The sequence below is a fragment of the Pseudomonas sp. L-22-4S-12 genome (assembly GCF_009799935.1).
Classification (GTDB): Bacteria; Pseudomonadota; Gammaproteobacteria; order Pseudomonadales; family Pseudomonadaceae; genus Aquipseudomonas.
Genome location: NZ_WELL01000007.1, coordinates 100,597 through 126,321 on the forward strand (window position 1 = coordinate 100,597; position 25,725 = coordinate 126,321).

23 protein-coding genes are annotated in these 25,725 nt (G+C 67.2%); 7 read left to right on the forward strand and 16 right to left on the reverse strand.

The features are described 5' to 3' along the window. Position 1: 1 nt before the first annotated feature. The gene (locus F3I16_RS16780; protein ID WP_160494702.1) at positions 2-373 is read left to right on the forward strand and encodes a hypothetical protein; all 372 of its coding nucleotides are present in this window, start codon (positions 2-4) and stop codon (positions 371-373) included. A gap of 359 nt (positions 374-732) precedes the next feature. On the opposite strand, the gene F3I16_RS16785 is transcribed toward F3I16_RS16780, so the two are convergent. The 4 genes from F3I16_RS16785 to F3I16_RS16800 form a co-directional block, all read right to left on the reverse strand. Then, a complete protein-coding gene (locus F3I16_RS16785; protein WP_160078711.1) occupies positions 733-942 on the reverse strand; it encodes a cold-shock protein in 210 nt (69 codons plus the stop codon). A gap of 387 nt (positions 943-1,329) precedes the next feature. Beyond that, a complete protein-coding gene (locus tag F3I16_RS16790) occupies positions 1,330-3,165 on the reverse strand; it encodes a Gldg family protein (RefSeq protein WP_160494703.1) in 1,836 nt (611 codons plus the stop codon). 2 nt (positions 3,166-3,167) lie between these two features. Further along, a complete protein-coding gene (locus tag F3I16_RS16795) occupies positions 3,168-3,902 on the reverse strand; it encodes an ABC transporter permease (protein ID WP_160489949.1) in 735 nt (244 codons plus the stop codon). Next, positions 3,899-4,822: an ABC transporter ATP-binding protein gene (locus F3I16_RS16800; RefSeq protein ID WP_160494704.1), complete on the reverse strand. Its 924-nt coding sequence runs from the start codon at positions 4,820-4,822 to the stop codon at positions 3,899-3,901. Before F3I16_RS16800 ends, F3I16_RS16795 begins: the two co-directional genes overlap by 4 nt. A 236-nt stretch (positions 4,823-5,058) precedes the next feature. Between F3I16_RS16800 and plsB the strand changes: the two genes are divergently transcribed. From plsB to F3I16_RS16815, 3 genes are all read left to right on the forward strand, one after another. Continuing rightward, positions 5,059-7,545 carry a glycerol-3-phosphate 1-O-acyltransferase PlsB gene (plsB, locus tag F3I16_RS16805; RefSeq protein ID WP_160494705.1) on the forward strand — a complete coding sequence of 829 codons (2,487 nt, stop codon included), beginning with the start codon at positions 5,059-5,061 and terminating at the stop codon, positions 7,543-7,545. A gap of 86 nt (positions 7,546-7,631) precedes the next feature. Next, positions 7,632-8,594 carry a class I SAM-dependent methyltransferase gene (locus F3I16_RS16810; RefSeq protein WP_160494706.1) on the forward strand — a complete coding sequence of 321 codons (963 nt, stop codon included), beginning with the start codon at positions 7,632-7,634 and terminating at the stop codon, positions 8,592-8,594. A 71-nt stretch (positions 8,595-8,665) separates the two neighbouring features. Next, positions 8,666-9,343 (forward strand): DUF4197 domain-containing protein, encoded by a 678-nt coding sequence (locus F3I16_RS16815; protein ID WP_160494707.1) that lies wholly within the window; start codon positions 8,666-8,668, stop codon positions 9,341-9,343. 61 nt (positions 9,344-9,404) lie between these two features. Here the strand turns inward: F3I16_RS16815 and F3I16_RS16820 are convergent, their stop codons facing one another. Together F3I16_RS16820 and F3I16_RS16825 are read right to left on the reverse strand one after the other, a co-directional pair. Continuing rightward, entirely contained in the window at positions 9,405-12,476 is a 3,072-nt protein-coding gene (locus F3I16_RS16820; protein ID WP_160494708.1) for an efflux RND transporter permease subunit, read from the reverse strand. A gap of 4 nt (positions 12,477-12,480) precedes the next feature. Continuing rightward, entirely contained in the window at positions 12,481-13,584 is a 1,104-nt protein-coding gene (locus F3I16_RS16825; RefSeq protein WP_160494709.1) for an efflux RND transporter periplasmic adaptor subunit, read from the reverse strand. 94 nt (positions 13,585-13,678) lie between these two features. On the opposite strand from F3I16_RS16825, the gene F3I16_RS16830 reads away from it, so the two are divergent. Then, positions 13,679-14,320 (forward strand): TetR/AcrR family transcriptional regulator, encoded by a 642-nt coding sequence (locus tag F3I16_RS16830; RefSeq protein WP_160494710.1) that lies wholly within the window; start codon positions 13,679-13,681, stop codon positions 14,318-14,320. A gap of 66 nt (positions 14,321-14,386) precedes the next feature. Here F3I16_RS16830 and F3I16_RS16835 read toward each other — a convergent pair whose 3' ends face one another. Further along, positions 14,387-15,148 (reverse strand): class I SAM-dependent methyltransferase, encoded by a 762-nt coding sequence (locus F3I16_RS16835; protein ID WP_178116686.1) that lies wholly within the window; start codon positions 15,146-15,148, stop codon positions 14,387-14,389. A gap of 124 nt (positions 15,149-15,272) precedes the next feature. On the opposite strand from F3I16_RS16835, the gene F3I16_RS16840 reads away from it, so the two are divergent. Beyond that, complete coding sequence (locus tag F3I16_RS16840; protein WP_256670213.1) at positions 15,273-16,064, forward strand: hypothetical protein; 792 nt, start codon at positions 15,273-15,275, stop codon at positions 16,062-16,064. Positions 16,065-16,282: 218 nt separating this feature from the next. Here the strand turns inward: F3I16_RS16840 and F3I16_RS16845 are convergent, their stop codons facing one another. The 5 genes from F3I16_RS16845 to ppc form a co-directional block, all read right to left on the reverse strand. Next, positions 16,283-17,182: a DUF72 domain-containing protein gene (locus F3I16_RS16845; protein WP_160494712.1), complete on the reverse strand. Its 900-nt coding sequence runs from the start codon at positions 17,180-17,182 to the stop codon at positions 16,283-16,285. Further along, positions 17,145-17,489, reverse strand: coding sequence for a hypothetical protein (locus tag F3I16_RS16850; protein WP_160494713.1), 345 nt, complete (start codon positions 17,487-17,489; stop codon positions 17,145-17,147). Before F3I16_RS16850 ends, F3I16_RS16845 begins: the two co-directional genes overlap by 38 nt. A 74-nt stretch (positions 17,490-17,563) precedes the next feature. Next, positions 17,564-18,244, reverse strand: a complete 681-nt coding sequence (tsaB, locus tag F3I16_RS16855; protein ID WP_160494714.1) for a tRNA (adenosine(37)-N6)-threonylcarbamoyltransferase complex dimerization subunit type 1 TsaB — start codon at positions 18,242-18,244, stop codon at positions 17,564-17,566. An 88-nt stretch (positions 18,245-18,332) separates the two neighbouring features. Beyond that, a complete protein-coding gene (adk, locus tag F3I16_RS16860) occupies positions 18,333-18,980 on the reverse strand; it encodes an adenylate kinase (protein WP_160078691.1) in 648 nt (215 codons plus the stop codon). 159 nt (positions 18,981-19,139) lie between these two features. Beyond that, positions 19,140-21,776 carry a phosphoenolpyruvate carboxylase gene (gene ppc, locus F3I16_RS16865; RefSeq protein WP_160494715.1) on the reverse strand — a complete coding sequence of 879 codons (2,637 nt, stop codon included), beginning with the start codon at positions 21,774-21,776 and terminating at the stop codon, positions 19,140-19,142. 197 nt (positions 21,777-21,973) lie between these two features. Between ppc and F3I16_RS16870 the strand changes: the two genes are divergently transcribed. Then, positions 21,974-22,318, forward strand: a complete 345-nt coding sequence (locus tag F3I16_RS16870; protein ID WP_160494716.1) for a pilin assembly protein — start codon at positions 21,974-21,976, stop codon at positions 22,316-22,318. Here the strand turns inward: F3I16_RS16870 and F3I16_RS16875 are convergent. From F3I16_RS16875 to F3I16_RS16890, 4 genes are all read right to left on the reverse strand, one after another. Then, positions 22,315-22,821 (reverse strand): O-acetyl-ADP-ribose deacetylase, encoded by a 507-nt coding sequence (locus tag F3I16_RS16875; protein ID WP_160494717.1) that lies wholly within the window; start codon positions 22,819-22,821, stop codon positions 22,315-22,317. The two genes, F3I16_RS16870 and F3I16_RS16875, sit on opposite strands and share 4 nt — an antisense overlap. Before the next feature lie 14 nt (positions 22,822-22,835). Next, on the reverse strand, positions 22,836-23,168 hold the full coding sequence (locus F3I16_RS16880) for a hypothetical protein (protein WP_160494718.1): 333 nt from the start codon (positions 23,166-23,168) through the stop codon (positions 22,836-22,838). A gap of 396 nt (positions 23,169-23,564) precedes the next feature. Further along, positions 23,565-24,314 carry a TIGR00266 family protein gene (locus F3I16_RS16885; protein WP_160494719.1) on the reverse strand — a complete coding sequence of 250 codons (750 nt, stop codon included), beginning with the start codon at positions 24,312-24,314 and terminating at the stop codon, positions 23,565-23,567. A 114-nt stretch (positions 24,315-24,428) separates the two neighbouring features. Continuing rightward, a complete protein-coding gene (locus tag F3I16_RS16890; protein WP_160494720.1) occupies positions 24,429-25,718 on the reverse strand; it encodes a flavohemoglobin expression-modulating QEGLA motif protein in 1,290 nt (429 codons plus the stop codon). Between the last annotated feature and the right edge of the window lie 7 nt (positions 25,719-25,725).

Sequence of the window (25,725 nt, forward strand, 5' to 3'; positions counted from 1 at the left end):
CATGCGCCAACCCGATATCGAGATCTACCTCAAGGACGCCGACCACAAGGCCATCGCCGCCTGGCTGGGCCAGGCCATCGGCCCGGTCAGCGAATGGCGCCAGCAGGGCCAGACCTTCAAGTGCCGCGCCGGCGACGTGCCGGTGACCTGGCTGCCGAAGGCGGTGGGCAAGTGGCACAGCCTGTACCTGGAAAGCGACGCCACGCCTTGGGACGACGACCTGGCCTGCGCCCGCGCCGCCTTCGCCGCGCTGAACGTGGAAGTGCGCTGCGCCCCGGGCGGCTGGGACGAGGAGGAAAGTGTCGAAACTGCCGACCGCTGGATCCGCATCAGCAGCGATGGCGAAGAAGAGATCATCTGGCGCACCGACTGAAACACCCGCGCAATAGCGCGGCTTAACAGCCCCTGACTCTTCTGTGGGAGCGATCAGCCCATCGCGAATGAATTCGCTCCCACACAGCCAGCTCCAGCACCCCGGCCACCAGCCCCACTCCAATCCCGTGGGAGCGGATTTATCCGCGATAGCCAGGCAACCACGAGCCATCCCAATCGCGAATGAATTCGCTCCCACACACTGCCAGCTCCAGCACCGCTGCCACCAGCCCCGCACAAATCCCGTGGGAGCGGATTTATCCGCGATAGACAGGCAACCACGAGCCATCGACCACGCCGCCCCGGAAAAGCAAAAGGCCCGTCACTGACGGGCCTTTTGCATGCGGTGAGTTGCCTGGATCAGAGCTGGGAGACGTCTTCCGCCTGCAGACCCTTCTGGCCCTGGATCACGGAAAACTCGACCTGCTGGCCCTCGACCAGCGAGCGATGGCCCTCGCCACGGATCGCGCGGTAGTGGACGAACACATCCGGCCCGCTGCCACGCTGGATGAAGCCATAGCCCTTGGAATCATTGAACCATTTGACGGTTCCGGTCTCACGATCTGCCATTCGTACTTCCCTCGACTCACATTATTGTTATTGCCCGGATGGACTGTGCCGGTGCCACTGGCGCCCTCTCACGCTCTGCGTCCACACACCAGACAAGCATGGGACGGAGTGCTGAAGGAGTACCTGGTGCAACCGCCAACCGAGTATAAAACAAGGGTTTTGTCTGCCAAGAAATAATTCAGAACAGCCTGCAGGGCACGCAGCACATGGCCTGCAGCGCTTTACCGAGAGTAAGCAGCCAGCGGATCGGTCAGGTTTATTCGCCAGCAGCCGCGACGGCTCGGACTCTGCGCGGCAGAGCCCGAACAGCCCCTAGGGTGGATAAGCACAGCGTTATTCACCGTTGAGCCAGGCCAGGCGCCCGGCTCACGAACCCCGAACGGTCTGTCAGGCGGCCTTGCGCCGGCGCCACAACCACAGGGCCAGCACGCCGAGGGTCAGCAGCAGCGGCACCAGGGCGATGTTGACGAACTTGAGCACACCACCCAGTTCCTCGATCTTCGAGTTGAGCTGGAAACGCACCTCGCGCAGCTCCTTGCGGATGCGCACCTTCTCGGCGAGGAACTGCTGCACGGTGGCCTGCTGTTCCGGGGTCAGTTCCATGGCCTTGCTCGGGTCCTGGTTCTGCTGCAGGGCGGCGAGCTTCTGCTCGGTCTCGCCCAGGCGCTTCTGCAGGTCTTCTTCCTTGACCCGGAACTGTGCCTCGGCCTCGCGCTGCAGCGCCTCGACCACCTCGAACGGGCGACTGAAGCGGCCGCGCGAACGCACGCTGATCAGCGCGTCGCTGCCGGACAGGTTATCCAGGGCATTTATGGCGAAACCGGCGTTGTCGGCGAACGGCTGCGGCACGCGCTGGCCGAAGAAGTCCTGCACCTGCACCCACATGCGGTCGGTCAGCAGGTCGGTGTCGGCCACGGCGATGACGTTGATGTTGTCCGCCGCCTTGAGGCCGTCCTTGCGCCCTTCGATGCCGTTCGGGTAGGCGCTCTGCACCGGGCCGCTGATGCGCGCGGCGATGGCATAGCGCTCGCCGGTCGGCTGCAGATCGCGCAGCAGCTCCTCCGGGTTGTTGAGCATGGCGAAGCGCTCGGCGTCGAACGGCATGGCGTATTCCGAGCTCTGCAGCAGCGGCAGGAACTGGGTCTTGGCGCCTTCGAGCGGCTCGAGAATGCCGCTGGTGGCGACGTTGATGCTTTCCAGGCCGGCGGTACTGACGTCGTCCTGGTTCAGCGCCCGGGCCTGCAGACCCAGCCAGCCGGCATGGCGCACCGGACGCTGGCCCTGCCCCATGCCCACCGCCATGGCGTAGGAACCGTCGCCGAGCACCTTGCCCGGCTGCAGGCGCAGGCCCCAGGCCTTGAACAGCGGCTCGAGATCCGAGGACTTCTCGGCGCCATCGCCCGGCAGCATCGGCATGCCGGTGTCGGCCTCGCTGTAGGGGTCGACGAACACCATCAGCTTGCCGCCGCGCAGGACGAACTGGTCGATGGCGTACAGGGTCTGCTCCGGCAGCTGCTTGGGGTGCACCAGCAACAGCACCGAGACCTTCTCCGGGATTTGGTCGACGCCGATCTTCAGGCTCTCGATCTGGAACAGCTGGCGCACTTCCTCCATCACCATCCAGGGCGCCGTCGGCTGCCGGCTGGCCATGTCGAAGCCGCCATTGATCTGCAGCCCGGAAAGCACGCCGACCACCGGCCGCTGCGGGGCGGCCAGGGTCTGCACCAGCTGGCTGACCTGGTATTCGAGCAGCTCTTCCTGGTCCAGCGGGAAGAACGGGATGATCTGCTTGCCATCCTGGCTGTTGGTGCCGGCCAGGCCGAAGTAGATCTGCGCGCCGTCCTGGTTCGCCGGCACGGCCTGCAGGCCGAAGCTGGCGGCCTTGTCCTCGTCCTCGGAGAACGGCTCGGGGTCGACCACGTGCAGGGTGATCTTGCCCTTGGCCGCGCGCTCGTAGGCCTCGAGCAGCTCTTGTACGCGGGTGGCGTAGTTGCGCAGCACGGCCAGGTCGCGGGCCGACTTGTCGGAATAGAAGAAGTACAGGTCGATCGGCTCTTCCAGCTCGCCGAGGATCTGCTCGGTGCCGGCGGAGATGGTGTAGAGCTTCTGCTCGGTGAGGTCGAGACGGGCGTTGTTCAGGGTCAGCCCGGCGAACAGGTTGAACGCCAGGAAGGCCGCGGCGATCAGCAGCAGGCCGGCGCCGGAATACATCAGTTTTTTCATCTTCAGTCAGCCTTCTTCAGATCGACCACGATGGCGGTGGCGGCGAGCCAGGCGGCCATCAGGGTGATGAAATAGAGCAGGTCGCGCAGGTCGATCACGCCCTTGCTGATCGCGTCGAAGCGGGTCAGGAAGCTCAGCGAGGCCACCGCATCCAGCAGCCACTGCGGCGCCCAGCCGGTGAAGGCATCCAGCACCATGGGGAAGCCGCTGACGATGAACAGGAAGCAGGCGCTGACGGCGAGGATGAAGGCGATCACCTGGTTCTTCGCCAGGGCCGACATGCACGAGCCGATGGCCAGATACGACCCGGCCAGCAGCCAGCTGCCCAGGTAGGCGGTGACGATGGCGCCGTTGTCCGGCTCACCCAGGTAGTTGACCGTGAGCACCATCGGGAAGGTCAGCAGCAGGGCGATGCCGGCGAACACCCAGGCGGCGAGGAACTTGCCGGTGACCGCGTCGAAACGGGTGATCGGCAGGGTCATCAGCAGCTCGATGGAGCCGGACTTGCGCTCCTCGGCCCACAGGCGCATGGCCAGGGCCGGCACCAGGAACAGGTAGAGCCAGGGGTGGAAGCCGAAGAAGGCCTTGAGGTCGGCCTGGCCGCCTTCGTAGAAGCCGCCCAGGTAGAAGGTGAAGACCCCGGACAGGACCAGGAAGATCAGGATGAACACGTACGCAAGAGGGGTAGCGAAGTAGCTGGCCAGCTCGCGCTTGAAGACTACCGGTAGCTGCTTCATGCCGCTTCTCCCCGGGTCAGGCTGCGGAATACTTCATCGAGGCGACCACGTTCCACGTCCAGCTCCTCGACGTGCCAGCCACGCTGGTGAATCAGCGCGTTGACCTGCGGGAAGATCACCTGGCCCGGCTGGGCCAGCACGGTGAGGCTGTGCTCGCTGCGATTCTCCTCGACCCCGGCCACGCCCGGCAGGGCCGCCAGCGCGGCCTGGTCCAGCTCGCCGCGGCTGACCAGGGTGACGGCCTGGTGGTAGCGCGAGCGGCTTTCCAGCTCCAGCGGCGTGCCGTCGGCGACCAGCTTGCCGGCCGCGATCACCACGGCGCGGGTGCACACGGCGCTGACTTCTTCGAGGATATGGGTGGAAATGATGACGATCTTGTCCTGGGCCAGGCTCTGGATCAGCCCGCGCACCTGGTGTTTCTGGTTCGGGTCGAGGCCGTCGGTGGGCTCGTCGAGGATCAGCACCTTGGGGTCATGCAGGATCGCCTGGGCCAGGCCGACACGGCGCTTGAAGCCCTTGGACAGGGTGTCGATGGACTGGCCGAGGACCTTGTCCAGCTCCACCTGGCCGACCGCGCGCGCGACCCGCGAACGCTTCTCGGCGCCGCGATAGCCGCGGACTTCGGCGATGAATTCGAGGAAGCCACGCACCGTCATGTCGCCGTAGCACGGCGCGCCTTCCGGCAGGTAGCCGATCTGCTGCTGGGCCTTGAGGGTCTGGCGCTGGATGTCGTAACCAAGGACGCTCGCCGTGCCGGAAGTCGGTGCGAGAAAGCCGGTCAACATCTTCATGGTGGTGGATTTGCCGGCCCCGTTGGGGCCGAGAAAGCCCAGCACTTCCCCCTGCTGGACGTTGAACGACAGGCCGTCGACGGCCGTGTGTCCCGCAAAACGCTTGGTCAGGTTTCTTATTTCGATCATGGCCTCTCACCATCGCGATAAAGGCCCGCCGCGCCACGCCGCGCGGGAAACGGGCCCGATAAATGCCGGCCGGACTATAAGGAGTCGGTCGTCGGCAATGCAAGACCGCATTGTTCGCGAAAAGTTGCCGGTTTTTTCCCGCCTGCCGGCGCCATATCGGTTTTGCCGCGGGGCGGGTGATGCGGCAAACTAGCGCCCCCGAGCAAATGCTCGCTTGATTGCCCCGCAGAGTCCGTATGACCCGCTCGCCCTTCCGCCGTCTCGCCTTTGGTGCCCTGCGCCGCGTCCTCTATCTGTGGGTGCGCTCGGAAACCATCAACCAGTCCGCCTTCACCCTCAAGCTGGACCGCAGCAAGCCGGTGTTCTACGTGCTGCAGCAGCCCTCGGCGAGCGACCTGGCGGTGGTCGACACGGAATGCCGCAAGGCCGGCCTGCCACGCCCGGTGCTGCCGGTGGCGATCGGCGAGCAGATCGAACCGGCCGCTTTCTTCTACCTGACCCCCGAGCCGGGCTGGTTCGGCGGGCATGACAAGCGCGGCGCGCCGCCGGCGCTGGTGCGCACCCTGGCCGCCCTCGAACGCAACGCGGTGGACGACGCACAGATCGTCCCGGTCAGCGTGTTCTGGGGCCAGTCGCCGGACCGCGAGACCAGCCCGTGGAAACTGCTGTTCGCCGACAGCTGGGCGGTTACCGGGCGTCTGCGCAAGCTGGTCAGCATCCTGATCCTCGGCCGCAAGACCCGCGTGCAGTTCTCCGCGCCGATCCACCTGCGCGAGTTGCTGGCCCAGGACAAGGGCCTGCAGCGCACCCAGCGCATGGCCCAGCGCATTCTGCGCGTGCACTTCCGCAACCAGAAGGCGGCGGTGATCGGCCCGGACGTGTCGCACCGACGCAACCTGGTCAAGGGCCTGGTGCATGGCCCGCAGGTACGCCAGGCGATCCAGGACGAAGTCGAGCGCGAGAAGATCAGCGTGGAGAAGGCCGAGGCCCAGGCGCTGCGCTACGGCAACGAGATCGCCTCGGACTACACCTACACCGCCATCCGCTTCCTCGAACTGGTGCTGAGCTGGTTCTGGAACAAGCTGTATGAAGGCATCCAGGTCAACCATATCGACGCCGTGCGCGAAGTGGCCCACGGCCACGAGGTGATCTATGTGCCCTGCCACCGCAGCCACATCGACTACCTGCTGCTGTCCTACCTGCTGTTCCGCAACGGCCTGACCCCGCCGCATATCGCCGCCGGGATCAACCTCAATATGCCGGTGATCGGCGGCCTGCTGCGCCGCGGCGGCGCCTTCTTCATGCGCCGCACCTTCAAGGGCAACCCGCTGTACACCGCGGTGTTCAACGAATACCTGCACACCCTGTTCAGCCGCGGCTTCCCGGTGGAGTACTTCGTCGAGGGAGGGCGCTCGCGTACCGGGCGCATGCTGCAGCCGAAGACCGGCATGCTGGCCATCACCCTGCGCAGCTTCCTGCGTTCCAGCCGCCTGCCGGTGGTGTTCGTGCCGGTCTACATCGGCTACGAGCGGGTGCTCGAAGGCCGCACCTACCTCGGCGAGCTGCGCGGCGCGGCGAAGAAGAAGGAGTCGATCTTCGACATCTTCAAGGTCATCAGCGCCATCCGCAAACAGCGCTTTGGCAGCGTCTGGGTCAACTTCGGCGAGCCGATCAAGCTAGCCGAGTTCCTCGACGCCGAGCAGCCGGACTGGCGCAGCCAGGACCATGGCCCGCAGTTCCGCCCGGACTGGCTGAACAGCACCACCAACCGCCTCGGCGAGCGCGTGGCGCAACACCTCAACGAGGCGGCGGCGGTCAACCCGGTCAACCTGGTCGGCCTAGCCCTGCTCTCGACAGCCAAGCTGGCGCTGGACGAGAAGAGCCTGGTGCGGGTGCTCGACCTGTACCTGGCCCTGCTGCGCCAGGTGCCCTACTCGCCCCACGCGACCCTGCCGGAAGGCGATGGCGCCGCGCTGATCCGCTACGTGCAGAGCATGGACCTGCTGGCCGAGCAGAAGGATGCGCTGGGCAAGATCCTCTATCTGGACGAGCAGAATGCTGTCCTGATGACCTACTACCGCAACAACGTGCTGCACATCTTCGCCCTGCCGGCGCTGCTGGCCAGCTTCTTCCAGAGCAGCTCGCGGATGAGCCGCGAACAGATCCTGCGCTACACCACGGCGCTGTATCCCTACCTGCAGTCCGAGCTGTTCATTCGCTGGTCGCGCGAGGAGCTGGAAGGCGTGGTCGACCGGTGGCTGGCGGCCTTCGTCGAACAGGGCCTGCTGCGCCAGGAAGAGGATGTGTACATCCGCCCGGCGCCGAGCTCGCGCCAGTTCGTCCTGCTCACCCTGCTGGCCCGCGCCATCGTGCAGACCCTGCAGCGCTTCTACATGGCCACCGCCCTGCTGAGCAACGCCGGGCAGAACGTGCTGTCGGCCGAGGAGCTGGAGAACCTCTGCGTGGTCATGGCCCAGCGCCTGTCTATCCTGCATGGCCTGAATGCCCCGGAGTTCTTCGACAAGAGCCTATTCCGCCACTTCATCCAGACCCTGCTGGACGAAGGCGTGCTGCGCCAGGACAGCGCCGGCAAGCTCAGCCACCACCCGCAGCTGGCCGAACTGGCCGAAGGCGCGGCCAAGCGCGTGCTACCGGCGGAGATCCGCCTGTCGATCCGCCAGGTGGCGCTGGAGCGCGGCGAGGATGGCGACGACGCGGCCTGATCCGCCACTGCCAGAAACAAGGGCCGCCGCTGCGGCCCTTGTCGCTTCTACAGCCCCCTCACCTCAGACACCGGTAACGATCAGCAATGAACCCAGCCGCCCTCGCCACCCTGCACCAGCACCTGCTCTCGGCCTTGAGCCCGCCGCCCGCCGAAGTGCGGCGCCTGTTCCACGGCCGCGGCCGCTGCTGGCCGGGGCTCGAACAGCTGACCGTCGACTGGCTGCAGGGCGTGCTGCTGGTGGCGCTGTTTCGCCAGCCCGAAGCGGACGAGCTGAGCGCCCTGGAGGCCATGCTGCTGGCGCTGAGCGCCGCCCCCGCCTGGCAACAGTGCGGGGCGCACAGCCTGCTGCTGCAGCACCGCTACCGCCAGGACAACGGCGCGCAATGGCTGCTGGGCGAGCCGCTGGCGGGCTGCGTGGTGGTCGAGAACGGCCTGCGCTTCCAGCTGGACCTGGGCCGTTGGCAGAACACCGGACTGTTCCTCGACATGCGCCATGGCCGGCGCTGGGTCCAGGAACAGGCGGCGGGCAAGCGCGTGCTCAACCTCTTCGCCTACACCTGCGGCTTCTCCGTCGCCGCCATCGCCGGCGGCGCCGAGCAGGTGGTCAACCTGGACATGGCCAAGGCGGCCCTCAGCCGCGGCCGGGACAATCACCGGCTGAACCGGCATGACCTCAGCCGCGTCAGCTTCCTCGGCCACGAGCTGTTCAAGTCCTGGAGCAAGCTGAAGAAGTACGCGCCCTACGACCTGATCATCATCGACCCGCCCTCGTTCCAAAAGGGCAGCTTCGTCCTGAGCAAGGACTACCAGAAGATCCTGCGCCGCCTGCCGGATCTGCTCGGCGCCAGCGGCAGCGTACTGGCCTGTTTCAACGACCCGAGCATCGGCCCCGAGTTCCTGATCGACGGCATGGCCAGCGAGGCGCCGGGCCTGCGCTTCGTCGAACGCCTGGACAACCCGCCGGAGTTCGCCGACATCAGCGCCGACAGCGCCCTGAAGGTCCTGGTCTTCACCCACCTGCCGCCTGCCGAGGCCGCCGCCCCCTGAGCCTGGCGGTTTGGCGCCGCCGCCCCAGTCCGCTAAGCTCGCCTGATTCCCACCGCCATAAGGAAAGCCCCATGCTCCGCCTCACCGCCCTGGCTGCCGGCCTGCTGTTGTCCGCCAATGCCTTCGCCCTGTCCCTCGCCGACCTCAGCCAGACCGACGCCAGCAGCGGGCTCAAGGATGCCCTGACCCAGGGCGCGCAGGTCGCCGTGCAGCAACTGGGCAAGCCCGGCGGCTTCAGCGACAACGAGGAGGTGCGCATCGAACTGCCGGGCAAGCTCGGCAAGGCGGCCAAGACCATGAAGATGATGGGCATGGGCGAGCAGGTCGACCAGCTCGAAGCCAGCATGAACCAGGCCGCCGAGGCGGCCGTGCCGCAGGCCCAGGCGCTGCTGGTGGATGCGGTGAAGAAGATGACGGTCAGCGACGCCAAAAGCATCCTCGCCGGGCCGAACGATGCCGCCACCCAGTACCTGAACAAGACCAGCCGCGAGCAGATCCGCGCCAAGTTCCTGCCGATCGTCAAGCGGGCCACCGACCAGGTCGGCCTGGTCCAGCAGTACAACAGCTTCGCCGGCCAGGCAGCCGCCTTCGGCGTGGTCGATGCGAAGAGCGCCAACGTCGAGAACTACGTCACCGAGCAGGCGCTGGACGGCCTGTTCAAGATGATCGCCGAACAGGAAGCGAGCATCCGCGAGAACCCGGCCGAAGCGGCGACCAGCCTGGCCAAGAAGGTATTTGGCGCGCTCTGATCGTTTAAGCCCCAACAAAAAGCCCCGCACTCTGGCGGGGCTTTTTCTTGCCTGATCAGGCTTACGCCTCGACTTCCTTGACCTTGAACCAGGCCGCGTACAGCGCCGGCAGGAACAGCAGGGTCAGTGCCGTGGCGACGATCAGGCCGCCCATGATGGCCACCGCCATCGGCCCGAAGAACACGCTGCGCGACAGCGGGATCATCGCCAGCACCGCCGCCAGGGCGGTCAGCACGATCGGCCGGAAGCGCCGCACCGTGGCCTCGATGATGGCGTGCCAGCGGTCCTGGCCGGCGGCGATGTCCTGCTCGATCTGGTCGATGAGGATCACCGAGTTGCGCATGATCATCCCCGCCAGGGCGATGGTGCCGAGCATGGCGACGAAGCCGAACGGCTGCTGGAACACCAGCAGGAACAGGGTCACGCCGATCAGCCCCAGCGGCGCGGTGAGGAACACCATCACCGAGCGCGAGATGCTCTTCAGTTGCAGCACCAGCAGGGTCATCACCACCAGGATGAACAGCGGCACCCCGGCGTTAACCGACTTCTGCCCGCGCGCCGAGTCCTCGACCGTGCCGCCGACCTCCAGCAGGTAGCCGCTGGGCAGCGCATCGCGGATCGGCTGCAGGGTCGGCAGGATCTGCTTGACCAGGCCGGCCGGCTGCTCGCCGCCGTAGATGTCGCCCAGCACGGTGACGGTCGGCAGGCGGTCGCGGTGCCAGATCACGCCTTCCTCGAAACCGTACTCCAGGGTGGCGATCTGCGACAGCGCCACGCTCTTGCCGTTGCTGATCGGCACCGCCAGGCTCGGCAGCAGCTCCAGTTGCTGGCGCTCGCGCACGGTGCCGCGCAGGAGGATCTCGATCAGCTCGTTGCCTTCGCGGAACTGGCTGACGCTGGAACCGGACAGCGAACTCTGCAGGAAGCGCGAGACATCGGCGGTGCTCACCCCCAGGGCCCGGGCGCGCTCCTGGTCGATGTTCAGGTAGATCACCTTGCTCGGCTCTTCCCAGTTCAGGTGCACGTTGGACACCTGGCTGTTCTCGCGCACCTTGTCGGCCACCTGGCGGGCAATCGCACGCACCTCGTCGATATGCTCGCCGGAGACGCGGAACTGGATCGGGTAGCCCACCGGCGGGCCGTTCTCCAGGCGCGAGACGCGGGTGCGCAGGGTCGGGAACTCGTCGTTGAGCACGTCGATCAGCCAGACACGCAGCGCCTCGCGGTCCTCGATCGACTTGGCCAGCACCACCACCTGGGCGAAACGGGTCGCCGGCAGCTGCTGGTCCAGCGGCAGGTAGAAGCGCGGCGAACCGGTGCCGACATAGGCCACGTAGTTCTCGATGCCGTCGTGTTCCTTGAGGCGCGCCTCCAGGCGCTTGACCTGCTCCTCGGTGGCCTTGAGCGACGAGCCCTCGGTGAGCTTGAGGTCGATCATCAGTTCGAGGCGGCCGGATGCCGGGAAGAACTGCTGCGGCACGAAGCGGAACAGCACCACCGAGGCGACGAACAGGCCGACGGTGACCAGGATCACCGTGCGCCGGCGGCGCACGCACCACTCCACCACTTCGCGTACCGTCTGGTAGAAGGTGGTCGAGTAGGGATCATGGCCGCTGGCGCTGCCGCCGTGCTTCTTCGCATGCAGCTTGGCCAGGTCCGGCAGCAACCGATCGCCCAGGTACGGCACGAACACCACGGCGGCGACCCAGGACACCACCAGGGCAATGGTCACCACCTGGAAGATCGAGCGGGTGTACTCGCCGGTGCCGGATTGCGCGGTGGCGATCGGCAGGAAGCCGGCGGCGGTGATCAGGGTGCCGGTGAGCATCGGGAAGGCCGTGCTGGTCCAGGCGAAGCTGGCCGCCTTGAGCCGGTCGTAGCCCTGCTCCATTTTGATCGCCATCATCTCCACGGCAATGATCGCGTCGTCCACCATCAGGCCGAGGGCCAACACCAGGGCGCCGAGGGAAATCTTGTGCAGGCCGATGCCGAAGTAGTGCATCACGGCGAAGGTCATCGCCAGCACCAGCGGAATCGAAAACGCCACCACCAGGCCGGTACGCAGGCCGAGGGAGAAGAAACTCACCAACAGTACGATGATCAGTGCCTCGACCAGCACTCGGATGAACTCGCCAACCCCGGTTTTCACCGCCGCCGGCTGGTCGGAGACCTTGCTCAGCTCCATGCCGACCGGCAGGGTCTGCTGCAGGCGGGCGAACTCCTGCTCCAGCGCCTCGCCGAGGACCAGGATGTCGCCACCGGCCTTCATCGACACGGCCAGGCCGATCGCGTTCTGATCCATGAAGCGCATGCGCGGCGCGGGTGGGTCATTGAAGCCGCGATGCACCTCGGCCACATCGCCGATGCGGAAGGTGCGGTCGCCGACGCGGATGGGGAAGTCGCGGATCTCGTCGACCGTCTCGAAGCTGCCGGACACGCGAAGCTGCACGCGGTCGGTGGTGGCTTCGAAGAATCCCGAGGAAGCCACCGCGTTCTGCTCTTCCAGCGCCTGCTGCACGACTGCCAGCGGCAGGCCGAGGGTGGCCAGCTTGACGTTGGACAGCTCGATCCAGATCTTCTCGTCCTGCAGGCCGATCAGCTCGACCTTGCCCACGTCCTTGACCCGCTGCAGCTGCAGTTGCAGGCGGTCGGCGTAGTCCTTGAGCACGGCATAGTCGAAGCCTTCGCCGGTGAGGGCGTAGATGTTGCCGAAGGTGGTGCCGAATTCGTCGTTGAAGAACGGCCCACGGACGTCCGGCGGCAGGGTGTGGCGGATGTCGCCGACCTTCTTGCGGATCTGGTACCAGAGATCGGGAATGTTCTTCGACAGGATGTTGTCGCGGGCCATGAAGGTGACCACCGACTCGCCGGGACGCGAGTAGGACATGACCATCTGGTAGTCGCCGGTTTCCATGACCTTGCGCTCGATGCGCTCGGTGACCTGGCGCGAGATCTGCTCGGCGGTGGCGCCCGGCCAGTCGGTGCGGATGACCATGGCCTTGAAGGTGAAGGGCGGGTCCTCGCTCTGCCCCAGCTTGGTGTAGGAGATGGCGCCGACCACGGCGATCACCAGCATGAAGTAGAGGACCACCGCGCGATTGCGCAGCGCCCATTCGGAGAGGTTGAAGGACATGCGCTTACTCCCCGGCGACCAGCTGGACGGTGCGATTGTCGCGGTCCACCGGTTTGACCTTCTGCCCGTCACGCAGCATCTGCACGCCGGCGGCGACCACCCAGTCGCCCTCCTTCAGCCCTTCGAGCACCGACACCCGCTCCTGGCCATAGCGGCCGATACGCACGGCGGTGCGCACCACCTTGGATTCCTTGGGATCGACCACCCAGACGAAGGGCACGTCCTTCTCGGCACTGAGCGCCGACATCGGCACCGACAGCGGCACCTCGCCCTCGGCCTTGATCGCCACGCGGGCGCTCTGCCCCAGCTCGGCTTTCATCGCGCCGCCGGCAAAGGCCACCCGCGCGGCGAAGGTGCGCGACTGCGCGTCGGCGGCCGGCGACAGCTCGCGGATGCGTCCGGGGAAACGCTTGCCCGGCTGCGACCACAGCTCGACGCTGACCTCCTGGCCGATGCGGAACCGCTCGAAGGCATGTTCCGGCACGCTGATCAGCACTTCGCGCTCGCCATCGGTGGCCAGGGTGAACACCGTCTGCCCGGCGGCCACCACCTGCCCGACCTCGGCCAGGCGCCGCGCCACCACGCCATCCTGGGAGGCGCGCAGCACCGAGTAGCCGGCCTGGTTGTTGGCCACGTTGAACTCGGCCTGGATCTGTTTGACCCGCGCCTCGCCGGCGCGGTACTGGTTTTCCACGTTGTCGTACTGCGACTGGCTGATCAGCTGGCGGGCCAGCAGGGTCTTGTAGCGATCACGCTCGGTGCGCACCAGCTTGAGGTTGGCCTCCGCCGCCGCCACCTGGGCGCGCGCGGCTTCCAGCTGCAGCTTGACGTCCTCGGGGTCCAGTTCGGCCAGCGGCTGATCCTTCTTCACCCGCGCCCCGGCATCCACCAGGCGCTTGCTGATCTTGCCGCCGATGCGGAAGGCCAGCTCCGGCTCGAAGCGCGCGCGCACCTCGCCCGGGTAGGTCTCCACGGCGTCCCCGGCCGGCTGTGGCTGCACCACCATGGCCGGACGCGCCGGCGCCTCGACGGGCTCACCGTTGCCACAGGCAACCAGCAGGGGAATCAGGCATACGGGCACAGCGAGGGACAAGGCATGGCGGAACATGGTGAGTGACCTTTCGCAAAGAAACGCTTGGAATACTTATACTGAGCGGTATAGTAAAAATAGCAAACTCACCAGTCCAGTATTAAAACGCGAAATGTCCGACAAACTGTTGCAGTCATCCAGCGGCCCCGGACGGCCCAAGGACCCGGCCAAACGTCTGGCCATACTCGAAGCCGCCAAGCGCCTGTTCATGCGCCACGGCTATGACGGCAGCAGCATGGATGCGATAGCCGCCGAGGCGCGGGTTTCCAAGCTCACGGTGTACAGCCACTTCACCGACAAGGAGACGCTGTTCGCCTGCGCGGTGGAATCGAAATGCGAGGAACAGCTGCCCCAGCTGTTCTTCACCCTGCAGCCGGACACCCCCATCGAGGCGGCCCTGCTGGCCATCGGCCGCGGCCTCAACAGCCTGGTCAACAACGAGGAATCGGTGGCCATGCTGCGCCTGATGATCGCCCAGGCCACCCAGAACCGGCGCCTGTCTGAGCTGTTCTACAACGCCGGGCCGCAGCGCATGCTGGACGCCATGCAGCACCTGCTGGAACAGGCCAATGCCCACCAGCAGCTGCGCGTGGACAACCCGCAACACGCCGCCGAGCACTTCTTCAGCCTGATCAAGGGCGGCTGCAACTTCCGCCAGCTGATCGGCTGCGGCGCCAGCTTTGCCGACGAGGCGGCGGCCGAGCAGCATGTGCGCGAGATCGTCAGCCTGTTCCTGCGCGCCTATCGGGCCTGAGCGCAGGCAGCACGGCTTCTGCCCCCACTCGCGTTTACGGGAGTGGGCTGGGGAGCAAGCAACCACTCAAGGTTTCAGCGCCTTCTTCGGGTAGATGTCATAGCGGCTGGACTTGCCTTCCAGGGCGTAGCTGGGCTTGGCCCCCTCGATCACCGGCGCCTTGCGCGGGCGCTTGACCACCACCCGGTGGCTGGCCAGGGCCAGCGCGGCCTGCAGCAGCGCCGGGGCATCCAGGTCGTCGCCCACCAGCGGGCGGAACAGGCGCATCTCCTTCTTCACCAGGGCGCTCTTGTCGCGATGGGGAAACATCGGGTCGAGGTAGATCACCTGCGGCGGCTCGCCCTGCCACTGCCCCATCAGCTCGATGGCATTGCCACCGAGCAGGCGCATCTGCGCGGCGATCGGCGCCACCTCGGCATCCTGTCTGGCGCGCGCCAGGCCGTCTTCGAGCAGGGCGGCGATGATCGGCTGGCGCTCGATCAGGCTCACCTGGCAGCCCAGGCTGGCCAGGACGAAGGCATCACGGCCCAGACCCGCCGTGGCATCCAGCACCACGGGACGCACCCCGGGCTGCACGCCGACCGCCTTGGCGATCATCTGCCCGCTGCCGCCGCCGAACAGACGCCGGTGCGCCACCGCCCCTTCGACGAAGTCGACCCGCACCGGCCCCGGCGCCTGCGGCCCCAGCTCCGCCAGCTGCAGGCCTTCGCCGCCCAGCTGCAAGGCGAACTCGGCCTCGCCATCCAGGGGCAAGCCCAGGCGCTGCGCCCACTCGGCACAGGCCGCCTGGTAGGTTGGCGCCAGGGCCTCGGCGCGGATTCTGGCCATATGCCGCTCGTCGCTCATCGAGAAATATGCTCAAAAATTGTTCAAATCGACCGCTTGGCAGCCGATACAGGCATGACGCCGCATTTTGCCAGACGCCGTGGCCGCAAGCCGCATCGAGTTGATCATGTTTGCCGTAGTTTCCGCGCCCCATGGCGCCGCCCACCCGCCGCGCCGCGACAATCTGGACGAAAGCCTGGAGGCCGGCCTGCGCGACTCGCTGGATTACCAAATCCTGCGGCGCACCCTGATGCCCGACGAGCCGCTACCGGCCGCACCGCCAGCAGCCAGCGCCGCCAACGAGCCCGACAGCGCCCAGGCCAGTGCGGCGACGCCGCCGGTCGAGGCCGGCGCGCAGCTCGCCAGCTTCCAGCAGGTCCTGCAGCAGCGCGAGCTGGAGCTGAACGTCACCGCCAATCCGCCGCCGCAGAAGAGCGACCCGCTGGCCCTGGATCTGGCCGGCAACGGCTTCAGCACCCGCGGCCTGAACGATGCCGTGCGCTTCGACCTGGATGCCGACGGCCGCACCGACCGCATCAGCGCGCCCAGCGGCGACGACGCCCTGCTGGCCCTGGACCGCAACGGCAATGGCCGCATCGACGATGGCCGCGAGCTGTTCGGCGACCAGCATGGCGCCGCCAACGGCTTCGCCGAGCTGGCCAGGTACGACGATAACCGTGATGGGCGCATCGACGCCCAGGACGCCATCTTCGAACGCCTGCGCCTGCTGCGCTTCGACGCCAGTGGTCGGCAGCAGCAACAGAGCCTGGGTGAGGCCGGGGTCGGTGCCATCCAGCTGCAGGCCCGCGACGTCCGGCAGGCCCTCGGCGCCTATGACGAAATCGCCCAGCTCGGCAGTTTCGATTTCGCCGACGGGCGCCGCGGCCAGGCCGCCGACCTGCTCCTGGCGCAGCGCTGAAGCCAGCCTCTGGCAGGCTTCTTATGTGTTGTATCGGGTGGCGAACGAGGATTGCCCTGTATTGCGCGGCGCGCCTGGGTGGGTAGGTTGGCGTTGAGCACAGCGAAGCCCAACGACCGGGGCAGGGTCGTTGGGCTTCGTCGCGCTGCGCCTCAACCCAACCTACGATTCATCGCCTTTGCAACACGCTACTGAGACATAGCCTTGGCAAAGGCCTGCTAGAGCAACCCCAGCTGCATCTCCTGCGCCTGCAGGTCGGCAAACGCCAGCGCCGGCAGGCCCGGCAGGCGCTCGCCCAGCTGCTGGTGAAAACGCAGCGCCAGGTGCGGCGCCCGCAGGTTATCCGGGGTATGCAGGAACACGAACGGCTGCAACCCCGCCTCGATCCAGACCGCCACCTTGTCCAGCCAGGGCGCCATGAACGCATCGTTGGCCGCCAGCTCCGGGTGGCCGATGAAGCGCAGCTGCGGCTGCCCGCTGAAGGCGGTGGGGCGTGGCGGCAGGCGCGGTTTCTTGGCCTGCGCGTGCAGCACCGCCGGATCGCTGGAGACGCAGCTGAACAGGGCCCGCGAGTCCAGGCAGATGCGCTCCACCTGGCGCGCGTGGAGCAGGCGATTGAGCGCCCGCTCCTCCTCGCCCCTGGCGAAGAACGCCGGGTGGCGCACTTCCACCGCCACCTTGCCCTGCAGCGTGTCGAGCAGCGCCGGCAGCTCGGCCAGGCGCGCGGGGCCGAAGCTGGCCGGCAATTGCAGCCAGAACGGCGAACAGCGCGCGCCCAGCGGCCGCAGCAGGCCCACGAAGGCCTCGGCGGCGCTCAGTTGCTCGCGCAGATCGCCGCCATGGCTGATATCGCGCGGCAACTTGGCGCAGAAGCGGAAGCCGGCCGGCATCTGCTGCGCCCAGCGCGCCACGGTCTCGCTGGAAGGCCGCGCATAGAAGGTGGTGTTGCCTTCCACGGCATTGAACAGCTGCGCATAGTTCGCGAGGAAGTCGCCGCTGCGGGCGCTATCGGGATACAGCGAGTCGCGCCAGGCCGGCTCGCTCCAGGACGGGCAGCCGAGGAAATAGGGCAGCACGGGGTCAGGCGTAGAGATCGAGGCCGAGCACTTCGGCGGCATCCCGCTCGCTGGTGAAGCTGGCGGTACTGCCATAGGCGGCCAGGGCCTGGCTGGCCCTGGCATTCGGCGGGCGCTGCTGACTGAGCACGTCCTGGCTGCGCGCCGGCAAGCTGTCGCTGCTGGCGCTGCTGGACTGCACCCGGCGCAGCTGCGGCGTCTGCTCGAAGCCCTGGCTGCTGGCCGGGCTGGCCGGCAGCTCGCGGCGCACCTCGACTTCGCGCTGGCTTTCGCGATAGGGCGTTACCGCACTGCCCGGGCGGGGCGTGCGGTCCAGCGAATAAGAGGAGGTGAAGCCATCGATGCGCATCGGTTACTGCTCGAACTACATAGGGGCAATTTAACGACGCCGCCGGCAATTGGCAATTGCCGGCGGGCGCCGGGTTACGGCGCCGCCTTGGGGGTCGCCACCTTGTCGCGCAGGTAGACCGGCAGCGCCTGGTCGGCCGGCAGCGCCTCGCCGCGGGCCCAGGCGAAGCGAGCCAGCTGCAGCAGATCCTCGGCGTGCGGCAGCATGCCAGCGTCCTGGCCGGCCGGCGTCACCGCCAGGCGCGCGGCGTAGCTGCCCCAGCCGGTACCGGCGCCGAACCAGTCGCCCGTGGCGCCGCGTGGCAGGCTGACCTGCTCCGGCGCCAGCACCGCCTCGACGCCCTGCAGGCGCATTTCCCCCTGTTCCTCGCGGTAGCAGCCCCAGTACACCTCATCCATGCGCGCATCGATGGCCGCGGCCACCTGCCGCGCACCCTGTTCGCGCAGTGCGCGCTGGGCCAGCACGGCCAGGTTGGACACCGGCAGCACCGGCTTGTCCAGGGCGAATGCCAGGCCCTGGACCACGCCGATGGCGATGCGGATGCCGGTGAACGCGCCCGGCCCGCGGCCAAAGGCGATGGCATCCAGCGCCGCCAGCTCGACCCCGGCCTCGTCGAGCAGGCTGCGGATCATCGGCAGCAGGCGCTGGGCGTGCAGGCGCGGGATCACCTCGTAATGGCTGAGCACCCTGCCCTCGTGCAGCAGGGCAACGGAGCAGGCTTCGGTGGCGGTATCCAGGGCCAGCAGGGTGGTCATCGGGGCAATCCGGTCAGGCAAAAATGGGTGGGCAGTATAAACGCCAACGGCCCGCAAGCGGGCCGTTGGTTCATCCAGGGTGGCTGGCTCAGCTCAGAGCGGCCAGCACCTTGGCGGTGATCTCGTCCACCGAGCCGACGCCGGCGATGGCGCTGTACTTCGGCGTGCCGTCGACGGCCGCCAGCTTCTGGTAGAAATCCACCAGCGGCTTGGTCTGCGAGTGATACACGGACAGGCGGTGACGCACGGTCTCTTCGGTGTCGTCCTTGCGCTGCACCAGGTCGTCGCCGGTGACATCGTCCTTGCCCTCGACTTTCGGCGGGTTGTAGACGATGTGGTAGACGCGGCCGCTGGCCTCGTGCACCCGACGACCGGCGATGCGCTGGACGATTTCTTCGTCGTCGACGGCGATTTCGAGCACGTTGTCGATGACCACGCCGGCTTCCTTCAGGGCTTCGGCCTGGGGAATGGTGCGCGGGAACCCGTCGAAGAGGAAACCCTTGGCGCAGTCGGCCTCGGCGATACGCTCCTTGACCAGGTTGATGATCAGGTCATCGGAGACCAGACCACCGCTTTCCATGATGCTCTTGGCCTTCAGACCCAGCTCGGTGCCGGCCTTGACCGCTGCACGCAGCATGTCGCCGGTGGAGATCTGTGGAATACCAAATTTTTTGGTAATGAAACCAGCCTGGGTACCTTTGCCGGCACCGGGCGCCCCCAGCAGAATCACGCGCATCGATGTGCTCCTCAAGAAATGACTAGAAATCGTCGGATTCGCCTCGTGGGGCCAATCTCAATATTCGGGTTTCGGCGTCACTGAGCGGCCAAAAGGTTGACCAAGATACACAGCAGCCCCCTGCCACACAAGCCACCCAAAGTAGCAGTCCGAAAGGCCTCAGCCGGTGTTGCGCAGGCCCGCGGCAATGCCTGCGACAGTCACCAGTAAAGCCTGTTCCAGAGGGCTGTCCACCGGCCCCTGGCGCTGCCTGGAACGGGCCAGGAGCTCGGCCTGCAGCAGGTGCAGCGGGTCCAGGTAGATGTTGCGCACGGTGATCGCCTCGCGGGTCTCCGGACTGTGGGCGAGCAGCTCCGACTGAGCGGTCAGGCCGAGGACGATGGCGCACGACTGCGACAATAAGTCGCGTAAATGTGCGCCCAGCGGTCGCAAATCGTCACCAACCAGGCGCTGGTCGTAGAGCGCGGCGATGCTGCTGTCCGCCTTGGCCAGGACCATCTCGAGCATGTCGATGCGCGTGCGGAAGAACGGCCACTGCTCGCGCATCTGCGCCAGCAGCGGTTTTTCGCCGCGCTGCAGGGCCTGGCCCAGCGCCGTTTCCCAGCCCAGCCAGGCCGGCAGCATCAGGCGGGTCTGGGTCCAGGCGAAGATCCACGGGATCGCCCGCAGGCTCTCCACCCCGCCGGCCCGACGCTTGGCCGGGCGACTGCCCAGCGGCAGGCGGCCGAGCTCCTGTTCCGGGGTGGCTTGGCTGAAGTATTCGACGAACTGCGGGTGCTCGCGCACCACCGCGCGGTAGGCGGCCAGGCCGTCGGCGGCCAGCCGATCCATGGCCGCGCGCCAGGCCGGCTCGGGCGCCGGCGGCGGTTGCAGGGTGGCTTCCAGCACAGCCGCCAGATACAGGTTGAGGTTCTGCTCGGCCAGGTCCGGCAGGCCGAACTTGAAGCGGATCATCTCGCCCTGCTCGGTGGTGCGGAAGCGCCCGGCCACCGAGCCCGGCGGCTGCGAAAGGATCGCCGCATGGGCCGGGCCGCCGCCGCGGCCGACCGTGCCGCCGCGCCCGTGGAACAGCAGCAGCTCGACTTCGTGCCGGCGACACACCTCGACCAGCGCCTCCTGGGCGCGGTACTGGGCCCAGGCGGCGGCCAGGGTACCGGCGTCCTTGGCCGAGTCGGAATAGCCGATCATCACCTCCTGCGGGCCGTGCAGGCGCGCGCGGTAGCCATGCAGGCCGAGCAGGCGGTCGATGGCCGGCGCGGCATTGTCCAGGTCGGCCAGGGTCTCGAACAGCGGCACCACGCGGATCGGCCGCTGCAGGCCGGCTTCCTTGAGCAGCAGTTGCACGGCCAGCACGTCCGAGGGCGCGCCGGCCATGGAGATCACGTAGGAGCCCAGCGCCGCCGCCGGCGCGCCGGCCACCACCCTGCAGGTGGCCAGCACCTCGGCAGTCTCCGCCGAGGGCCGGTGCTGCGGCGGCAGCAGCGGGCGGCGGTTGTCCAGCTCGCGCAGGAGAAAACCGAGGCGGGTGTCCTCGTCCCACTCGGCATAACGGCCCAGCCCCAGGTAATCGGTGATCTCGCTGAGCGCGGCGGTATGTCGCGCGGCATCCTGGCGGATGTCCAGGCGCAGCAGGAACAGGCCGAAGGTGGCCGCGCGGCGCAGGCTGTCGAGCAGCGCGCCCTCGGCGACCACGCCCATGCCGCAGGCGTGCAGCGAGTGGTAGCACAGCTCCAGGGGTTCGAGCAGCTCGCGGTTGTCGTGCAGCACCTCGGGGCCGGGGGCGACTTCGCCGGCCAGCGCCGCCTCGGTCCAGGTGCGGGTGGCGCGCAGGCGCTCGCGCAGTTGCTTGAGCAGGGCCCGGTAGGGTTCCGGATGCACGCCGACCACCCGGCGCAGCTCGTCGCTGGCCTGCTGCATGGACAGTTCGCCGGCCAGTTGCTCGATGTCGCGCAGGTACAGGTCGGCCGCCATCCAGCGCGCCAGCAGCAGCACCTCACGCGAGACCTGGGCGGTGACGTTGGGGTTGCCGTCGCGGTCGCCGCCCATCCACGAGGCGAAGCGGATCGGCGCCGCCTCCAGCGGCAGGCGCAGCCCGGTGGCGGCCTGCAGGGCCTGGTCGGCGCGGCGCAGGAAGCTCGGCACGGCCTGCCACAGGGAATGCTCGATGACGGCGAAGCCCCACTTGGCCTCGTCCACCGGGGTCGGCCGGCTGCGGCGGATTTCCTCGGTGTGCCAGGCCTCGGCAATCAGCCGGCGCAGTTTCTGCTGCAGCAGGCCGCGCTCGCTGGCGGACAGGTCGGTGTGATCCAGCGCCGCCAGCTGCGCGGTGATCGCATCGTATTTCTGGATCAGGGTGCGCCGCGCCACTTCGGTCGGGTGGGCGGTCAACACCAGCTCGATGTCCAGCCGCGCCAGCTGGCGGGCCAGCTGCTCGGGCTTGTGCCCGTCGCCCTGCAGGCGCTGCAACAGCTCGGCCAGCACGCGATTCTCGAACGGCTCGGCCTCGCCCGGCCGGCGCCGGCGGATGCGGTGGTACTGCTCGGCGATATTGGCCAGGTTGAGGAACTGGTTGAAGGCCCGCGCCACCGGCAGCAGCTCGTCGTCGCTGAGGCCGTCGAGGGTGGCGCGCAGCTGCTGCTCGCCGGCGGCCGAGCCCTGGCGTCCGGCCTTGGCGCCCTGGCGGATCAGCTCGATCTTGTCGACGAACGCCTCGCCGCGCTGGCTGCGTATGGTGTCGCCGAGCAACTCGCCGAGCAGGTGCACTTCTTCGCGCAGGCGCGCATCGATTTCCGCCATGGCCGAGCACTCCCCAGGGGTAGAGGCTTCAGCTTGCCCAGCATGGCGATTTCTGACAAGTCCACGACGAATGGCGATACGGCCGGCGAGCGCGAGCTAGGCTGAACATAACGGTCGTCAAAAGCGCCCGCCGGTCGGACCCGTGCCGTGCCCGGCCAGTACCGTCGCCCACCACGAATGGGCCTGTAGAGGTGTTTATGAAAATCCGTGAGCTTGCCCGCCACTGGGAGCAGAACGCCAAGGGCCGCCTGACTCCCAGCCACTATCAGATCCACCTGGACCTGGAGTCCGCCGCGCGCCTGGCCGCGCTGGCCGAGATGTATCCGAAGCGCAGCAGCGAGGAGCTGATCGGCGAACTGATCAGCGCCGCCCTGGAAGAACTGGAAGCCAGCCTGCCCTACGTCAAGGGCAGCAAGGTGGTGGCCACCGACGAACAGGGCGACCCGCTGTACGAGGACATCGGCCCGACGCCGCGCTTTCTCGCCCTGTCGCGCCGCTACCTGCAGACGCTCAGCGCCGCACAGGACGGCGCCAAGCATTAGGGCTGGCCGAGCAGACTGCGGTACAGCGCAGCCATCTCGGCCGAAAAGGCCACCAGCACGACCCGTTGCAGGCTGCTGCCGGCCGCACGCGGACGGCGCAGCTCGCCGACGGCGACCTGCGCGGCGGCCTCGCGGGGATAGCCGTAGACGCCGCAACTGATCGCCGGGAAGGCGATGCTGCGCAACCCGGCGCCTTCGGCCAGGGCCAGGCTGTTGCGGTAACAGTCCGCCAGCAGCCGGGCCTCGCCCGCGTTGCCACCCTGCCAGATCGGCCCGACCGTATGGATCACATGCGGCGCGGGCAGGCGAAAACCGGGGGAAAGCTTTGCCGCGCCGGTCGGGCAACCGCCCAGGCCGCGGCAGAAGGCCAGCAGCTGCGGGCCGGCGGCGCGATGAATCGCGCCATCCACGCCGGCGCCGCCGAGCAGCGAGCCATTCGCCGCATTGACGATGGCATCCATCGCCAGACGGGTGATGTCGCCCTGCCAGACCTCTAGCTGCATGGCTGTGCCCGGTCTTACTGGGCCGCCGCGGCCGGCGGGGTTTCCTCGCCCATGCAGCGCACGGCCTGCTTCTTGTCGTCCACCAGCACGCCGGTCAGGCCCTTCTGCTGGGTATCGAACAGCACCAGCACACCATCGATGCAGTGCGCCACCTGGTTGGCCGGTTTCACCGAGAGCTTGTAGTCCTCGCCCGGAATGGTCTTGAGCATGGTGAACTCGGCCAGCAGCAGGGCGTCCTCTTCCTTGGCGAAATGCAGGTAGCCGTAGAACCACAGCACCGCGATGGTGCCGACGATGCTGGCGATACCGGTGAGGATCAGGGGGATGGCGTTGCGTTCTTCACTCATGGCGTTGTTCACTGCTCGAACTGACTGAAAGGGGACTTGGCTGCCGGCAGCCAATGGCGGCGCAGCCTGATACAGGCGTACGCCATTGGCAAGAGGGCGCGACCGAAAGCCGCTGCGGCCAGTGCAGCATTGCCACGGGGTGCTCCGCCACACAGACCTGTGGCAGAGGCTCAGAACCTGTTTACGATCTCGCGAGCTAGAGCCAGACAAGGCGCTACGTCAGTAACAGCCTCCGGCTGGTCAAAACGCCGAGGAAGCGGAGTTTACGAGCTGTAAATGAGCATGACTCGTTTCACTCGCCCTTCGGGTCGCGCTGAAGCGCGTTAGCCGCAAGCGGCTTTCCGAGGCTGTTTTTAACGCCGGATGGCCGACGCGCAGCAGATCGTAAACAGGTTCTCAGGACTTGCCGCCGGCGCGGACTTCCTCGCGGGCCCTGAAGGTCGCATCGTAGATGCGTTCGGCCAGGCGCGAGAACGGCAGGCTCTGGATCCACACCGTGCCGCTGCCCTTGAGGGTGGCCAGGAGGATACCCTCGCCGCCGAACAGCATGCTCTTCAGGCCGCCGGCCAGGCCGATGTCGTAGTCGATGCCGCTGGTGAAGGCCACCAGGCAGCCGGTGTCCAGGCGCAGGGTTTCGTTGTTCAGCTCCTTGCGGATCACCGTGCCGCCGGCATGCACGAAGGCCAGGCCATCGCCCTCCAGCTTCTGCAGGATGAAGCCCTCGCCGCCGAAGAAGCCGGCGCCGATGCGCTTGTTGAAGCTGATGCCGATCTCGGTGCCGTGGGCCGCGCAGAGGAAGGCGTCCTTCTGGCAGATCAGCTTGCCGCCGACCTGGCTCAGCTCGATGGGCACCACGCTGCCCGGATAGGGCGCGGCGAAGCCGACCCGCTGCGGGCCTTTGCCTTCATTGCTGAAGTGAGTCATGAACAGCGACTCGCCGGTGAGCAGGCGCTTGCCGGCGCCCCACAGCTTGCCCAGCACGCCGCTGGCCGAGCCATCGCCCATGCGCGTCTCGAAGCGGATGCCTTCGGTCATGTAGTTCATCACCCCGGCCTCGGCGATCACCGTCTCGCCCGGATCGAGGATGATTTCCACGGTCTGCGCCGAGGCGCCGAGGATTTCGTAGTCGAGTGTGTGGCTGGGCATGCGGGGCTCCTTGGCTGGCGGTGTTGGGCTTCGCCGCTGCGCGGCTCAACCCAACCTACAATTGGACAAACCTCCGTAGGTTGCGGTTGAGCGCAGCGAAGCCCAACGCGAAGGTCAGAGAATGTTGGCGTAGTCCGCTTCGATACGGTCCAGGCTGAGGTGATTGAGGAAGTTGGAGAAGCACATCCAGGCCGACAGCGCGTTGAGGTCGCGGAACTGCGGCGGCAGGTACTTGGGCGGTGTGACCAGGCCTTCGTCGACCAGCTGGCGCAGGGTGCGCATGTCTTCCAGGGTGGTCTTGCCGCAGAACAGCAGGGGGATCTGCTCCAGCTTGCCCTTGCGCACGGCCAGCTGGATGTAGTTGTAGATCAGGATGAAGCCCTTGAGATAGGACAGGTCCTTGGTGAACGGCAGGCCGTCCGGGGTCGAGCCGCGGAAGGCGCGGCTGGCGTTGCCGTAGCTTTCTTCCAGGCTGAAGCCCTGCTCGCGGTAGAACTCGTGGACCTGCAGGAAGTCGGCGCCCTCCTCGGCCATGTGGATGGCGCGGGTGCGGTTGGTCAGCTTACGCAGACGGGTCGGGTAGGAGGCGAAGGCGATCACTTCCATGAGGATCGCCAGGCCTTCCTGGGTCACCGTCGACGAGGGCGGCCCCTTGGCCAGGAAGGTGCAGATCGGCTGGCTCAGGCCGTTCAGCGTGGTGCCGACATGCACCATGCCCTCGTGCACTTCCAGGGCGCGCACATCGCGCTGGTTGAACAGCGCATCGGCACGCACCTTGATGTAGTCGGCACCGGCCGCCGCATCGGCAACTATGCCGTCGGACTCGAACACGCGGATGGTGTCGTCGCCGAACACCGCGGCCAGGCGTTCCTGCAGGATCGCCACGGCGTCCTTGGCGGTGAGGGTCTTGGCTTCGTCTTCCAGATCACCGCGGGCGGCGATGTTGTTCAGGTAGTCGGAGAGCATCAGGCCGAGGTCGGCCAGGGTCGGATCGCCGGCATGGAAGGCGTCGGACGTGGCGCCGTACAGTTCCTGGGAGATCAGGCCGAAATCCGCGGTGCCGCGTGCTTCGAGCATGCGGATGACCATGCGGTATTCCTTGCACATGCGCCGCATGATCTGCCCGACCGGGTTGAACTGGCCGAGCTGGCGGGTGATGTCGCGCTCGATGTTCTGGAATTCCAGCTTCTTCGCCGTCGAGTCGAAGCTCAGCGGGCGGCTGTCGTAGTAGCTGCGGTCGACCGCCGGCATGGCCTTGCCCTTGGCCTTGATGAAGCCCTGGCGGATGCTGTCGTCCCACTTGATCGCATCGAGCACGCGAATCGGTGTCTGCGCCTCGACCAGGCGATCGGACAGGGCGCGAATGGTGGCGTGGTAGTCGTCCGGCGTCTTGCGTCTGCTCATCGGCCTG